Annotated in this window: 18 protein-coding genes; all 18 read right to left on the reverse strand. The window is 71.6% G+C overall.

Going from position 1 to position 13,886, the window contains the following annotated elements; all coding sequences use genetic code 11:
• Positions 1–274 precede the first annotated feature (274 nt).
• The 18 genes from EBO15_RS10225 to dnaN all read right to left on the reverse strand — a co-directional run bounded on the left by EBO15_RS10225 (position 275) and on the right by dnaN (position 13,885).
• Positions 275–790 carry a pyrophosphohydrolase domain-containing protein gene (locus EBO15_RS10225; protein ID WP_122194100.1) on the reverse strand — a complete coding sequence of 172 codons (516 nt, stop codon included), beginning with the start codon at positions 788–790 and terminating at the stop codon, positions 275–277.
• 97 nt (positions 791–887) lie between these two features.
• Positions 888–1,262, reverse strand: coding sequence for a hypothetical protein (locus tag EBO15_RS10230; protein ID WP_122194101.1), 375 nt, complete (start codon positions 1,260–1,262; stop codon positions 888–890).
• Between the two features lie 31 nt (positions 1,263–1,293).
• Positions 1,294–2,202 carry a DUF4097 family beta strand repeat-containing protein gene (locus tag EBO15_RS10235; RefSeq protein WP_122194102.1) on the reverse strand — a complete coding sequence of 303 codons (909 nt, stop codon included), beginning with the start codon at positions 2,200–2,202 and terminating at the stop codon, positions 1,294–1,296.
• A gap of 37 nt (positions 2,203–2,239) precedes the next feature.
• Positions 2,240–2,536: a hypothetical protein gene (locus EBO15_RS10240; protein WP_147481440.1), complete on the reverse strand. Its 297-nt coding sequence runs from the start codon at positions 2,534–2,536 to the stop codon at positions 2,240–2,242.
• Between the two features lie 97 nt (positions 2,537–2,633).
• Positions 2,634–3,071, reverse strand: coding sequence for a hypothetical protein (locus EBO15_RS10245; protein ID WP_122194104.1), 438 nt, complete (start codon positions 3,069–3,071; stop codon positions 2,634–2,636).
• 24 nt (positions 3,072–3,095) lie between these two features.
• Positions 3,096–5,231: an ATP-binding protein gene (locus tag EBO15_RS10250; protein ID WP_122194105.1), complete on the reverse strand. Its 2,136-nt coding sequence runs from the start codon at positions 5,229–5,231 to the stop codon at positions 3,096–3,098.
• 160 nt (positions 5,232–5,391) lie between these two features.
• Positions 5,392–7,047: a hypothetical protein gene (locus EBO15_RS10255; protein ID WP_122194106.1), complete on the reverse strand. Its 1,656-nt coding sequence runs from the start codon at positions 7,045–7,047 to the stop codon at positions 5,392–5,394.
• Positions 7,047–7,490: a hypothetical protein gene (locus EBO15_RS10260; protein WP_122194107.1), complete on the reverse strand. Its 444-nt coding sequence runs from the start codon at positions 7,488–7,490 to the stop codon at positions 7,047–7,049. The genes EBO15_RS10255 and EBO15_RS10260 overlap by 1 nt, the downstream gene beginning before the upstream one ends.
• 31 nt (positions 7,491–7,521) lie before the next feature.
• On the reverse strand, positions 7,522–7,983 hold the full coding sequence (locus EBO15_RS10265) for a hypothetical protein (protein ID WP_122194108.1): 462 nt from the start codon (positions 7,981–7,983) through the stop codon (positions 7,522–7,524).
• A 272-nt stretch (positions 7,984–8,255) separates the two neighbouring features.
• Positions 8,256–8,669 (reverse strand): hypothetical protein, encoded by a 414-nt coding sequence (locus EBO15_RS10270; protein ID WP_122194109.1) that lies wholly within the window; start codon positions 8,667–8,669, stop codon positions 8,256–8,258.
• A complete protein-coding gene (locus EBO15_RS10275; RefSeq protein ID WP_147481441.1) occupies positions 8,669–9,109 on the reverse strand; it encodes an ATP-binding protein in 441 nt (146 codons plus the stop codon). Before EBO15_RS10275 ends, EBO15_RS10270 begins: the two co-directional genes overlap by 1 nt.
• Positions 9,106–9,435 carry a hypothetical protein gene (locus EBO15_RS10280; RefSeq protein ID WP_122194111.1) on the reverse strand — a complete coding sequence of 110 codons (330 nt, stop codon included), beginning with the start codon at positions 9,433–9,435 and terminating at the stop codon, positions 9,106–9,108. The genes EBO15_RS10275 and EBO15_RS10280 overlap by 4 nt, the downstream gene beginning before the upstream one ends.
• Entirely contained in the window at positions 9,432–9,815 is a 384-nt protein-coding gene (locus EBO15_RS10285; protein ID WP_122194112.1) for a hypothetical protein, read from the reverse strand. The genes EBO15_RS10280 and EBO15_RS10285 overlap by 4 nt, the downstream gene beginning before the upstream one ends.
• The gene (locus EBO15_RS10290) at positions 9,812–11,200 is read right to left on the reverse strand and encodes a DUF2637 domain-containing protein (RefSeq protein WP_122194113.1); all 1,389 of its coding nucleotides are present in this window, start codon (positions 11,198–11,200) and stop codon (positions 9,812–9,814) included. Before EBO15_RS10290 ends, EBO15_RS10285 begins: the two co-directional genes overlap by 4 nt.
• Complete coding sequence (locus EBO15_RS10295; protein ID WP_122194114.1) at positions 11,197–11,691, reverse strand: hypothetical protein; 495 nt, start codon at positions 11,689–11,691, stop codon at positions 11,197–11,199. Before EBO15_RS10295 ends, EBO15_RS10290 begins: the two co-directional genes overlap by 4 nt.
• 45 nt (positions 11,692–11,736) lie before the next feature.
• Complete coding sequence (locus tag EBO15_RS10300; protein WP_122194115.1) at positions 11,737–11,958, reverse strand: hypothetical protein; 222 nt, start codon at positions 11,956–11,958, stop codon at positions 11,737–11,739.
• Positions 11,955–12,536 (reverse strand): hypothetical protein, encoded by a 582-nt coding sequence (locus tag EBO15_RS10305; protein WP_122194116.1) that lies wholly within the window; start codon positions 12,534–12,536, stop codon positions 11,955–11,957. The genes EBO15_RS10300 and EBO15_RS10305 overlap by 4 nt, the downstream gene beginning before the upstream one ends.
• A gap of 152 nt (positions 12,537–12,688) precedes the next feature.
• A complete protein-coding gene (gene dnaN, locus EBO15_RS10310) occupies positions 12,689–13,885 on the reverse strand; it encodes a DNA polymerase III subunit beta (protein WP_158628178.1) in 1,197 nt (398 codons plus the stop codon).
• Position 13,886 lies beyond the last annotated feature (1 nt).

The following is a 13,886-nucleotide window of genomic DNA, read 5'->3' on the forward strand; positions in this document are numbered from 1 at the left end:
GCAAAGCCCCGCTGTCGGCGATGCGCCGGGCGGGGCTACTTGGGCACACCTGTGCCGCTGCGCCCAATGTTGCACAAGATCAACGAGGGTGCCAAGTCGGGCTCGTCGACCGTGGTGACGCAGTCATACGCGCGGGCGCGTTTTGGGTCTGTGACTAGTCACAGAGGCGGCGAACTCGCGGCACGTGTGACGGATGTGGTCTGGCCGGGCGAAGAAAAGCCCGGACGGCGCGGGGCCGTCCGGGCGTGCGCGTGCGGGTGCGGATCAGATGCGGTCAGCGCGGGTCGCGCCAGCCGCGGGCGTACAGGATCTGGACTTTGGCGTCGACGGCCGCGCACAGGTCGATGCCGATGGTGGTCGCGGCGTCCTGCGCGGCGGTTGCGATGGATGTCAGGTAGACCTCGGCGCCCTTGCCGTCGTTGTTGACGTAGCTGTCGAGGAACCATGCGGCGAGCCGGAACAGGCGTATGACGGGCAGGTCGGGGTCGTCGTCCGGCAGGAGCTCGGGGATATGGCCGAGGGGGATGCCGAGGACGCGCGCGGTGACGTAGGTGGTGATGAGGACGTCGGCGAGTTCGGCGGCGACGTCGTCGAGCGTTCCGGCGCGGCGGGCGCGGCCGCTCCAGCGCCGGTAGGCGGCCAGGAACTCGCCGGCCTCCTCAGCCAGGGCGAGCGCCTGGCGGACGCCTTCCCCCTCGAGGGGGAAGTGCTCGCGCAGCCGGTCGGTGATGTCCTCGGCGAGCCGGGCCATCTGGTCGGGATCGGGACGGGACGAGGTGGCGTGAAGCATGTTGCTCCCTTGCTGCTCGACGGTGTCGCTGGAGAGCGCCCACCGCGTGGACGTCAGTGGCGGCTTCGGCGGTAGGGGCGGGTGGCGCGGGGTGTGGTCACCCTTCGGTGATGATCTGGATGCCGGGGTGGCGATCGGCGTGGGTGCGGGCACCCTTCAGCGCGCCCTTCGAGGTCTTGTAGCCGTTGCCGACGGCGGGAGCGCCCGTGCCAGCGACCCAGCGCCGGTGGCAGGGGCCGCATCGCCATCCATAGGTGGTCCACACCGGGTTGTGGGTGGTGCGGGTCATGTGGGCGACGAGGATGGCGTCTCTTGGGATCGTCACGGTCCGGGCCAGGTCGGCCAGGAGGGCCGTTCGGGCGTTGTCGGTGGTCGCGGCGGCATAGGCGCGCTCGAAGAGCGTCCGGGCGAGGTCGAGCTGGCCTGCCCGGACGGCGGCCGCGATGCGGTCCACCGAGGACGACTTGGTCACGGGTTCCCTTTCGTGGTGAGTGAACGCTTTGTCAGCGGCGGCTGGTCCGGTGGTGCGGGGTGCGGACTCGTCCAGTGCGGCTGTCGGCCCGGACGGTCAGCCGGTCTGCGGGGAAGCCGGGAGCGGCGGCGATGTCGATCCCGCCGGTGGAGGTGTGGGCCCGGACGGTGCCAGGGCCGGTGGCGGTGAGGGCGATGCTGCCGGAGCGGGACTCCAGGGCCGCAGCGCCGTTGGTGCCGGCGTTGTGGTAGCTGCGGATGTCGATGGCGCCGGAGGCGGTTTCGGCCAGAACGTCGATCGTCTGGCCGATGCGAACCGCCCCGGAGGCGCTGTGCGCTGTGACGTGCTCGGCGACCTCGGCGCGGATCTGGCCGGAGCGGGTCTGGGCGATCAGGGAGCGGGTGCGGTCGGCGTCGAGGCTGCCGGAGCGGGACTCGAACTTCACGCCTTCGTTGGTGCCCTCGCAGGTGAGGTCGGCGCTGTCGGTGAAGGCCACCACGCCGGAGGACTCCGGTAGCCGTGCGGTGACGGTGATGGTCCCGGTGGTTCCGTTGCCAGCTCCCACGTTCACGCCGTTGACGATGATGTTGCCGCTTCCGGAGCTGATGACGCCGTCGAACGACAGGCCGGTCACGGTGGCTCCGCGGGGGACGGTGCCGATGTTCTGGGACACATGGATGAACCCGCCGCCGGTGGTGACGACGGTCTGCGTGCCGCCGGGGAGTTCGGGGACCCGCACGATCAGCGAGTTGGTTTCGGGATCGAAGGTCATGACGGAGTCGCGGACGGCCTCGGCGAAGGGGGCGTCGCCCGTGCCGGTGATGGTGACCTCGGCGGTGGTGATCGTGGGGTCGGTTCGAGTCTGGATGGCGCCGTGCGGCAGGTGCACCGTCAGCAGGACCGGGCCAGGCCGGGAGGCGGTCAGGGAACGAGTGGACATGATCGTGGTCTCCTCCGGGGCGAGCGGGCAGGCGGGGCTACTGCGGTGGCGCGCCTTTGCGCAGGACGCGGCCGGATCCGTTGCAGTGCGGGCAGAGCGCGAAGTGGCGGCCGAACACCGGGTGGTAGGAGCGGGGGTCGCCCTTGCATTTGGGGCAGCGGGTCCAGGGATGGGTGCCCAGGCTGGCCCGCCAGGCGACGAACAGGGCGATCAGCGCGAGCACGAGCACCCCGACGAGGGCGGTGCTCGAGGGGTGGTCCGGCGCTGGGGCGCCGGGGCTGCGGGTGGCGGGCGGTGAAGTGGGCTGGAGCGTGATGGTCACCGGTGAAGGCATGCGGATCCTTGCTGGGCAAAAGGGGGACGGGGCCTGGCGGGCGCGGTGGATCGCGTTGGCCAGGCCCCGTCCGTGGGGGCGTTGGGGTAGCCGGGGGCTAGTCGCGCTTGGGCCCGGTGCTCTCGATCCGCCGCCAGGGATCGGAGCCGATGTCGCACGGGCTGAAGGTGGGGTCCTGGGCGTCGGCGAGGAAGCCGTACAGGTAGCCGGCGTAGCTCAGGAAGGCGATGGTGTCGCCGTCGTGGGGATAGCCGCGGTTGATGCTGGCCCGGGCGAGTGCGTCCACGCGGATGTCCAGGTCGTCGCTGGTGTCGGCCAGTTCCAGGTACTCCAGGATGGCCTCGGCGTGCGCGAGGACCTCGGCCTCGTCGGCGGTGTCGGCGGTGATGCGGGAGGCCCAGTCCAGCACCCTGTCGCGCAGCCGTGGGGTGATGGTCGCGGGCTGGACGGGCATGGCGGACGTGGTCGGGAGGACGAACGGCGGCCGCTCGCTGACGGGCGCCGAGGTGGCGCGGCGGGTTCGGGTGAACTGCATCGGGTGGTGCTCCTTCCGTGAGGGCTATGACGCGGTCCGGTATCTGCCGTACTTGGGTTGGGTGAGGTGGCCGTCCTCGAGGAGTTGGCGGAGCAGGGCCTGGGTTTGGCGAGGTGACAGGCCGACGCGCTCGCCGATCTCCTTGGGCTGGTCGAATCCGGCGGCGACGGCCGCCCACACGGCCTGCTGGGAGTCGCTGAGGCCGACGGGCTGTCGGGCTGGGGTCGGCTGCCCCACGGCGGGCTCAGCTGCTTTGGGCGCTGCGGCGACGGGCGTGAAGGTGGGGAAGGTGATGACCTGGGCCATGACGGACGGCATGGCCTGGTGGCCGCTGGTGTCGTTGGGGCTGGCGCCGTTGAGGAAGTCGTCGGGCAGGTGCCCGGCGCGCAGCTGCTCCACCCGGCGGGCTGATGCGGACCGGCCGCTCTCGTCGACGGCGTGCCGGTCCCTGTAGGCGGTTCCGGCTGCCAGGGTCGCGGTGACGGTCAGGGTGTCCAGGCCTGGACGGGGCTGCATCGCCAGCCACCGGGCGGGGGCCTCGGCGTCGCCGCCGGGGGTGGTGTTGCGGTTGCGGAACGGCGCGGTGCGCCCGCCGAGCTTCTCCGAGCGCATGGTGTAGCCGTAGCCGGGCAGTTCGGGCAGGGTGAGCGGGTCGACTTCCAGGCCGGCCATCAGGCCCTTGCCGGACTTGCTGGTGACGCGCATGGCGATGGAGTTTCCGGCCATCACGCTCTGCCGCAGGGGCTCGTTGTTGCCGAAGGTGATGATCCCCGCGTACTGGGAGGCGGGGAGCAGGGATACGCCGACCTTGCGGCCTTCACGGGCGACGCGGGCCCATTCGGGGGCCTTGTCCTGGGTGAAGATTCGGTGGCATTCGTCGATCACGACCAGGAGGCCGGGCCGGTCGGGTGAAGGGGTGAATCCGGTCAGCCGCATCACGGCGTTCTCCTCGGCGCGGGCGTCGATGATGCACAGCACTGCCTCGAGGACGTCGTCGGCGTCGTCGGCGGTGGCGAACCAGTCGGCGTGATCGGCCAGGGCCGGACTGGAGCCGCCGCGGTTGGGGTCGATGTACCAGTACTCGGTGTCGCCGCGGGACACGGCTGAGATGACGATGTTCTCCGTCACTCGCGATTTGCCGATGCCGCTGTCGCCGATGACCACGCCGCTCCACATCGAGCCGGGCGTGTACAGCCGCCAGGGTGCCTCGCCTTCACCGTCGGCATAGGGCCCCAGCTGCAGGATGCCGTAGCCGGGTTCGCCGTCGAGGGTGTCCAGGCGGCGCGGTCCGGTGAAGTCGACGTTGCCCTCGATGGGCGAGTTCTCCAGGATCTGCAACCGGCACCAGGAGGGGGATCGGTGCTCGCGGTGCTTCTCGATCATCACGTCGGTGACGCCGACGTCGACCCCGGAGGCGATCCGCGCCACCTGGTTGAGGATCTCGGGGTAGGTCTGCTGGCCAGGGGCCAGCTTCAGCTTCCACTCGTAGCCGTGGCGGGTCGGGGTGGGCAGGAGGAGTTCGGAGTTTGGTGCGGGCCCGGTCTTGACCGCCACTTGCTCCTCCCAGAGCAGGCTGATCTGCCGCGCGAAGGGCGACAGGTCGTCGTCGGTCAGCTCCGTCACGGGCTCGTCCGCGTCCGGTGCGATGTCGCTGTCGTCGGAGTTGGGCGGGTGGGGGATGCGGTGGATCTGCCACCAGCGGGCGGCCAGCGCCATCTCAAGCCCGGCGAGGACGGCGAGTTGGTCGTGGCCGACGCCCCAAGGCGCGGTGGTGAGCCAGGCGGCGATGCCGAGTCCGGCGATCAGGGTGCGGCGGGCCCAGCGAGGGTGGCGCCGCCGCATCAGCTGCGAGGCGCGGACGGCGGCTGGGATTGTGACCGCGGCGGCGACCGTCGCGGTCTCGGTCGGAGACGCCGCCCCGGACGCGGTGATGGCCTGGAGAGCCAACCCGGTGCCGGCCACTGTGGCGGCGAGGGCGTGCGGCATCCACTGCCGCCAGGTCAGCGTGATGGTGGCGGTGAGGTCGGTACGTGCCGAGCCGAACAGGCCCTCGGCCGAGAGTCGGCCGGGCCGTTCTGCACCGGCTTCCGGCTGTGCGGTGTCGCGGTCTGGCGGGTTGGGTTTGCGGGGTGCCGCGCTGGCTCGGCGTGCGGTCTTCACCGGTTCTCCTCGTGTTGGTTGTCGTCGCTCGCCGGGGTCGGCGTGGGCGGTGTTGCGGGTGGAAGACCTGGGACGCCCACACCGGCCGCCGTGCACGGGGCGCGCGGCGGTGGTGTGGGCGCCCCGGGCGCTCCACGCGCCCAGGCTCGGAAGCCGGGGGTCAGTCCTGGGTGACGTACTCGCGGTTACCGGCGCCCTGGTTGGCCTCGTAGGCCTCACGGACGGACAGGTGGCCGACCAGGACCGTGTTGGCGCGCTGGTAGGCGGCCTGGGCCTGCTGCATCGCCTCCATGGCCAGCTCCAGCGCGGCGAGCGCGTCACCGGTCACGCCACCGGCGCGCAGTCCGGTCAGCGAGAGTTCGGTGTTGTTCAGGGCTGCTCCGGCGCTGTTGGCCATGCCGTTGGTGAAGGTGATGGCCGCGTTGAGGGTCTGGCTCTCTGCGCTCAAGGAATCCTCCGTCGTGGTTCCCGCCGCGTCGGCGGCGGTCGTCGTCCCCTCCAGTGGGGCCGAGCTGGTGGTCGATGTGGTGCCGTGGTCGGCGGCGGGATGGTCCCGCCGCCACGTGCTGAATTCGATGACCTGCGCCTCTCCCGACTCGGGCTCGGACGCGTTCTGGTCAGAAGTGCGGGAGGTGCCCGGCACAGGCGGATCGTCGGCCTCCTTCTCGCTGGTGTCGGCACCCGAGGTCGGCTCCGTCGGCTTGGCTTCCCTGGACGGTTCAGGCTCGGCATCGGCGCTGGTAACGGGTTGGTGGGTGTTGTTCCGGGCGGAGTCCCCCTGAGGGGCAGGTGTCTTCGGTCGGACGGCGGGGATGTTTCGCGGGCAGTGCGGTTCGTGGGCGATCGCCGAACGCCCCTGCGGGCCTACGTGCTGCCGGGCCACGCAGTGCGGGCAGAGCTCGCTGGTGCCTGGCCATGGCCGGTTCGATGCCCGGTCGGCGGGGACCCCCTGAGGAGCGGGTGTCTCGGGCCGGGAGGCGCGAATGTTTCGCGGGCAGTGCGGCTCGTGGATGATCGCTTGCTGCGCCTGCTCGTTGTAGCCCTCCCGGGCCACGCAGTGCGGGCAGAACTCGCTGGTCCCCGGACGCGGCGGATTCGATGCCTGGCCGGGCTCGGCATCGGCCTCGGGTTCCTTGGCGAAGCGAGCCCCGGGGGTGCTGTTGTTGCCGGGCAGGGGGACGTCGACGCTGTTGTGCTGCAGCAGGTGGCGCAGGCAGGGGCGGCACACGATGCGGTCCGCCCCCTGCCAGTGATAGACCCGCGGAGCGGAGGTCAGTCGGCCGCAGCGCCAGCACTTGGGAAACTGCTGGGTGGTCGATTCCGGTTTGGTCACCGCGTACACGCACGGCGGGCATAGCGGCTGTAGGACGCCGTTCACTTCGATGTCGGCGAGCTCGGCCACGTCGCGGAGCTCGCCGCAACGCAGGCAGTTGCGCAGCTGCTGGTTGCGTTCGTATGCGGCGTCCTCGGCGGCGTCGAGCGCGCGGTTGCGTTCGTGGCCGTCCTTTTCGGCGCCTTCGACCTGGTCCTGCAGATCCCATCTCTCGCGGCGCCGGTCGGCGTGCTGCTCGTGGCGGCGGGCTCGGTGCGCGTCGGCGTTCTCCCAGGCGTCCTCCCAGGCGTTGACGAAGAATCGGCGGGCCTCGCGGCGCTCGGTGAAGGGCCGCCGGTTGGTGCCGTTGGCCCTTCGCTCCTGTTCGCGGCGGAACGACGGCGGGTCTTCCCCGCGCGCTTTCCATGTCAGGTCCTGTGTGACGTTCTTGGTGAAGTGGCCCGCGATCCACATCGCCACCACCAGCGCGGTCAGCGGATCCATCACGCGCCGCCCATCTGGGCGAGGAAGGTGTGCGCGTGGTCGAAGAAGACCGCGACGGCCTGGCCGCCGGTGGCTCCGAGCTGCCCGCCGACCACCAGCGCCAGCAGCGTCGGCAGGAAGATCAGCCAGCCCTGGGCGCCCTTGTCGGCCTTGCGGTCATACATCACGTCCGCGGTGGCCCACAGGATCCCGACCACGGTCAGGCCGATGGCCAGCCCGCCGCCCGCGCCGATCAGGTGGGCGAGTCCAGACACCCCTGACGCGATCCAACGGCCGACGAAGGAGTAGGCGAACCCGCAGCCGACGGTGAAGGCCATCAGGAGCACCAAGGCGGCGATGACGGCCTTGGCGAGCTTGTTCTTCGGCTTGCCCTTGTGCTTCTTGTTCAGCGCCACCAGCACCAGCAGAGCGGGCAGCGCCACCACCAGACCGACGTTGGACATGTCGGCCTCCTTTCGTTGTGGTGAGCAGTGGTCACAGTGGCCATGCGCCGGCCGCGGCCAGCAGCACGAGCGCGGCGATCAGGCGGGAGGGCCGTTCGACGACCCACACCAGCCCGTACAGCAGCCCGATCAGCACGGCCGCAGGGATCGCATAGGCACGGCCGAGCCACCGCAGCGGTCCCGAGGGGGTCGTCCACGGGCCGCGGGCGGCATAGGCCCAGACGTGTTCGAGGGAGGGCCGGTCGTGGCTCCAGATGTCGGGCGGAGTCCAGAACGCCAGCGCTGCCGCGCCGTGCTTCTGTGCCCTCCGCCATTGGTCTGCGATGTCGGGCCGGTCGGGGGTGTGGTCGAGGTCCTCGCGCGGTGCGGGGGCCCCGTCCGAGGGGGTGTCGGCAGCCGCGGCGGACGCGGGCGTGTCGTCACGTTTCGTGGTGGAAGCGGAGTCGTCCGTCGGTGTTGGTGCTGCGGTCCGATGGGGGCCGAGCGGGTGCACAGGGCACGCTGGCAACTGTGCGGTTGATCCGCTACCCTCGCGCGCGTGCGCGCACATGCACGTGCGCCTGGGCGCGTTGAGCGTCTCGCCGGGCGGGTGCGCGGTGCGGGCCGCACTCTGCGGTGCACTCTGCGGTCCGTCCGGGTCGGCCGGGGCGGATACGCGCTCGACCCGTCCGTGGGTGGACTCGGCTCGGTAGTGACTGTCGGTGGTCGGCGGCGGTGCGTCGACCGGGTCGTTCCACCGCACTGGGTTGTGTTCGCGGCCGAACATCACCGGCCTCCGATCTGGTTCTCGGCGGCGTGCCGCATGCGCTGCACCGTCGCCTCGGCGATCTCGGTCGCCTTTCCGGATGGGCTCGTGCCGAGCGCGGCCCGCAGGTAGCGGGCCGCGATCGCGATCTGGCGACTGCCGGTGTCGGCGGCGGCCAGATCGGCCTGCACCTGGGCGCTGCGCCGCTCGGCCCACACCCGGTCCGCGGCCTGCAGCAGCTCGGCCACCACAGGGGAGACCTGGGCGGGCTCGGCGGCCGGGCCGAACGCGGCGCGGACGAAGTCCGCCGCCGCCGAGACCCGGTCGTTCACCGTGCCCGCTCGAGCGAACCGCGCCGCGTAGCGTTCGCGGACCCGGGCGGCTTTCACGGTGCTGAGCAGCGGCTTTCCCGCTGCGCGGCGTCGTCCGGCCATCACCGGGCCTCCGCATCGGCAACGGCCCGGGGCGCGGGTGCGGTGAGGGGGCGGCGCCACCAGGTGAGCCGGGCGCGGGTGTTGCCGGTCCAGCCCCATTCGCCGAGCTCGGCGAGCATGGCCAGGCCGCGTCCGGACTGGGCGAACAGCTCGGGCTCGGCGGTGATGGCCGGGCAGGTCGGGCCGCCCTGGTCGATCACCGCGACCTGCACCAGGCCGTCCTTCACGGCGGCGACCACGGCGAACGTTCCGCCTGGCTTCCCGCTGGCGGTGTGCCGGACTGCGTTGGCGGCCAGTTCCCCGACCGCCAGCAGCACGTCGTCGAGGACCTCGCCCGGCAGGGCGCCGGCCAGGGCGTCGGCGACGAGGTGCCGCGCGCGCTCGGTCGAGGCGAAGGTGCCGGGCAGACCGCCGCGGCCGGTCATGATCAGGGCGCTCACGACCACACCCCCACCAGCACACACAGCGTGCACAGCACCGCTGCGACGTGCCACAACGTCACCGCCCAGCCCCACCGCCGGGCGGCCGACTGCCTGGGGTGGTCGCGCCAGTTCTCCGGGACGCGCATCGAGGCCATCAGCCGTGCGCAGCCCGAGCTCGCCGCCATCACCAGCGCGGCGGCCAAAGCCGTGAGCGCTGCAGCGGTCAAAGCAACGTGGAGCGCCTGCCCGGAGCTGGGCACGATCTGCATGCTCGCCGCAGACACCGCGGCCCGCGCCGGGAGGGCGCGGGCCGCGGTGTCTGTCCAGCGGGTCGAGGTCATCACGGCCGGTCGCCTCCGATCGTCACCAGCAGCGCCAGCGGCTGCGCCGCGATCTGCGCCGAGGTCAGGGCCGGGTCGTCGTCCGGGGCCAGCCCGAACTTGTTGAGGTCGTCGGTGAGCCAGGCCAGCGGCTCGGGGGAGCCGCGCCGGGCGGCCACCACGGCCGCCCGGGCGTGCGCGAGCACGCCCACCAAGGCGATGTGCGTCTCGGCCCGCGCCAGCTCGGCCGCGTCCCGGGCGGCCTCGGCCCTGCGGCGGGCGGCGTGCTCGCTCTCGGCGGTCTGTCGCAGCGCCACCTCCTGCTCCCGCAGTACCTGCAGGTCGATCCGCGCCTGGTCCAGCTCGGCGCGAACGGCGTCGGTGGAAATGGTGGGGATGGTCATGACGCTTCTCCGTCCTCGCGCCGGATGGGGGTGATCAGGCCACGCTCGATACGAACCTTGCGCAGCAGGTTGCGGGCGGTGGATCGCCCGATGTTCAGCCGCTCGGCGAGTTCGGCGGTGGACAGCCGGTTGTCGGCCTCGTCCATCAGCCGACGGGTCTCCGACAGGCGCTCTTCGAACGCGCCCTGCGGCGCGCGGCGAGCGGAACCTCGGCCGCTCTTGCGATGCGACGAGCGGCGCTCTTCACGCTTGGCTCGCCGCCGTCCCGTGCGCTCTTCACCGCGCTCGTCAGAGCGCTGTTCCGCGTGCCGTTCACGCTGGTCGGTGGTGCGCTCGTCAGCGGCGGGCGGCAGTTCCATGAGCGGCCCGCCGGGCCGGTCGGCCTGTTCCGTCAGGTACCGCTCGATGTCGTCGATCATGCCGGGCGCCCGCTCTCGGACGTTGAGGCTGATGATGTCGTCCCAGGCGGAGGAGTCCACGAGCGGCTGCTCATCCCCCCGCGCCATGGGGGTGGTGCCGTCGTTGTCGTTGAACCAGATGGCCGGGACGAGCTGGCCGTCGACGATGGTCAGCTCCGTGTCGCGCGCCAGCTGCTTGGCGGCGCGGTGGTCGTAGCGCAGGATCCGGCGAGCGATGCGCCGGTCCCAACGGGTCGCCTCGGGGCCCAGGCCGTACCGCTCGACCCACGCGGCACGCCATGCGGTCTCCGCGTCCAGCCCGCGCGCTGCGGCCAGTGCGTCGGCCGACAGGCTCAGCCGCGGGTATCGCAGGCGGCGGATCAGCCGCCGCCGAATCTCGGTCGCGGACCGCCCGGAGACCTCCTGCTCCTGCAGGGATTTGCGGAGCACGATCGTCAGCTCCAGCAACACGATCGACAGCAGGCTGGTGACCGCGAGAGCAGCCCCGACCTGCATGCCGGACGCCGTGCTGCCGTGCCAGAAGTTCATCCCGGCGGCGACGAACGCCAGCAGCCAGCTCAGCACCCGGAAGCGGGCGGCGGGCAGGCGGGCGGCGACGGCCTGATGAGCGAGGTAGGCGCAGTACAGGACGCTGCCCTCGATCGCGATCGGCAGCAGCGGCGAGAGCAGTCCCAGTCCCATCTGGGTGTCGGCGAACTGCCCCTGGCCGCGCCAGGCCAACACCGCCGGAGATCCGACCGCCACCACCGGCAACGCCAGGCTGGCCCGCCGGCGGATGGCACCCGCGAAAGCGGCACGGCTCTCCGCCCGGCGGGTGCGACGGCCAGCGCTGCGCCGGTCGTCCAACTCGGCACGTGCCGCCTCGCGCTCCATGGCGGTGCGGGAACGCAGGGCCTCGGCCTCGGCGGCGGCCTTGTCAGCGACGGCCTTCGCGGTGATGCGTTCGGAACGGGCGTCCCAGCTCACTGGTCGTCACCGCCGTCCACCGGTCGCCACGGACGCCACCAAGAGCGCCGGGCCTGATGCGTCTGGTGAAGGGCGCCGGCCTCGGCGACCTCGGTGCACAGCTCGTCACGCAGCTCGGCGACCGAATCGGTGATCCGGTCGGTCATGTCGTCGGGAATCCGCTGGGCGATCTCGGCGCAGCCCAAGCGGAACTCTGCGGTCAGCCGGTCGATTCCGGTCGTCAGCGCCGCGGCCAGGCCCTGCAGCGCCTCGGACGCGGTGTGCAGCTCGGCGCGGACGGCGGCCAGCTCCTGCTGGATCGCCAGCGTCGCCAAGCCCGCACCGACCCCGGCGCGCCCCTGAGCCCAGTCGGGACGATGGAGCAGCATCTCCTGGTGTGCCTCGGCCAGCGCGCGGGCAGCCTCCTGGGCGGGCAGCACCCGGCTGTTCAGACGGTAGCCGCGCTCGTCGTTCGGCCAGAGGATCTGGCCGTTGGGGATGTGGTCGGTCATGATGAGCAGACCCCTTCCATTCGGTTGGAGTGGGTGCCCGGGACGTCAGCGCTTGTCGGTGTCGGCGTCCCGGGCTTTCTTGTCGTCGGGGGTGTCGGAAGAGGCGCAGGCGGCTTTGGACAGGCGGGCCTCCAGGTAGAGCGAGACCAGCCGGGACGAGTTGCGGCCCGGGTAGGGCCGGGAAACCTCATCGACCCGCAGCACCGTGCTCAGCTCAGCGACGGCGGCGTCCAGTTCTTCGGGCAGGCCAGTCAGGCGGATCCTCACCAGGACTCCCGCCGGTCCAGAGCCGACAAGATCGGGGCCAGATGAGCATCCAGCAGCTCGGCCAGCCGCCGCACCGCCGCCTTCGCGTCCACCGTTGCCACACGCAGGGCCCCGGCCTGCGGGTGGTGGAGCTGATCGGACGGAATCGCCACCATCAGCAAGGAACTGGTGAGCAGGGCCGGACGGTCGGCGAGTCGGTCGTCGTAGGGGGCCTTGTAGCCGCGCGAGCCTCCCCACGCGCTGTCCCGGGTCCAGCCCTGGACGCCGGGCAACGCCCGCAGCTGCGCCGGACAAGGGACGGCGATCTGCACGCAGGCGATCAGCGAACCGTCGTACTCGCTGGTTGTGGTGGTGACCGACTGGATCCGCTCCGGCAGCCACTCCAGGTAGGGCGGGGACATGATCGGCCCACAAGCAATCTCCCAGGCCGACTGCGTGAAGGGCACCGGGTCGGAAGTGACGAACATGTGCGGCCGGTCCCGCAGGTAAGCCCCGTACCGGCTGTCCCGGTCAGAGGCCAGCAGCCGGTCGTCGGCGTTGTTGAGGCGAAACACCTCGTGGGCGGTGATGAAGTCCACGGAGCTCTCCAGAAGGGAAGTGGTTCAGGCGGTGCGCTCCAGGTCGTGGCCGCTGACGGCTTCGACCAGGGCTGAGCCGATGACTGAGCGGCGTAGGCCGACGGCCACCGCCCGCTTGGCCGCATGGCGAAGCGGGCGGTGGCAGCTTGAGGTCATCCCGTGAGTCGGATGGGCATCAGCAGGTGCCGGTGCTGGCCGGGCAGGGGTTCGCCTGCGTCGGGCAGGCTCACGGGGATGTCCTCGCTGGAGGCGCCGGTGGGCATGGAGAGCAACAGGACGGGCTTGTCGGTGCTGCCGCGCATGCAGACTTGCGGCGTCCCTGTCGTGGTCAGGGCGTCCAGCAGGTAGCCCGGGTTGAAGGCGATGTCGATCGGCTGGTCGGCGACGACGCGGGCGGAGAGTGTCTCGCGGGCCGAGGCGGCGTCGCCGGTGGAGGCCCGCAACTCCAGCTTCCCGTCGTCGCGGCCGGTGTCGCCGGGGACGCAGTGGAGGCGGACGGGGGCCAGGCGTTCGGCGACCACCGCGACCCGCCGGACGGCCGTGGCCAGTGCCAGAGTGTCGGTCACCACCGACCACACGAGCGAGGTGGCCAATACCTTGCGCCAGGCGATGAATTTGGCGTCGACCAGGCTGGTGTGCAGGACGCGCCGTCCGGCTGTGATCGACAGGCCGACGGGGTTGGCCTCGCCGTCGCGGGTGATCCCGAGGGCGAGCTGGTCGGCGCCGCCGGGCAGGTGCTTGGCCAGGTCCGCGAGGGTCGCGGCGGGCACCAGCAGAGTGTCCTCGCCTCGCTGGCCCGTGACCGTCCAAGGTTGAGCGGCGACGGCCAACCGGAACCGGTCGGTCGCGGCGAAGATCACCTTCTCCGAGTCCAGCTCGATCCAGACGCCGGTCAAGACCGGGAGCGTTGGGTCGTGTCCGGCTGCGACTGTGACCTGGGTGATGGCGGTGGTGAAGGCGGCGGCGTCGATGCGGCCGGCCTCGGCGGGCGGTTCGGGCAGGGATGGATAGTCCTCCGTGGGCATCAGCAGGAGGGTGTGGGTGGTGTGGGGGGTGGTGAGGGTGCAGGTGGCGTTCTCGACCACGACCTGCACAGGGCCAGCGGGGAGCAGGCGCGCGATGTCGCTCAGCAGCCGCCCGGACATCAGCGCCTCACCAGCCTGATGTACCTCCGCCTCCAGGTCGGCGCGAGCGGACACCTGGTAGTCGAACCCGGCGAGCTCGACACCGCCTCCGGTAGCGGTGACCTTGATCCCGGCCAGGACCGGAACCGGCGGGCGCGAGGGCAGGACCCGCGCGATCCACGCGATCGTGTCGGCGAACGCCTTGGCGTCGATGGTGAACTTCACC

The sequence above is a fragment of the Actinomadura harenae genome, assembly GCF_003696215.1.
GTDB lineage: Bacteria > Actinomycetota > Actinomycetes > Streptosporangiales > Streptosporangiaceae > Spirillospora > Spirillospora harenae.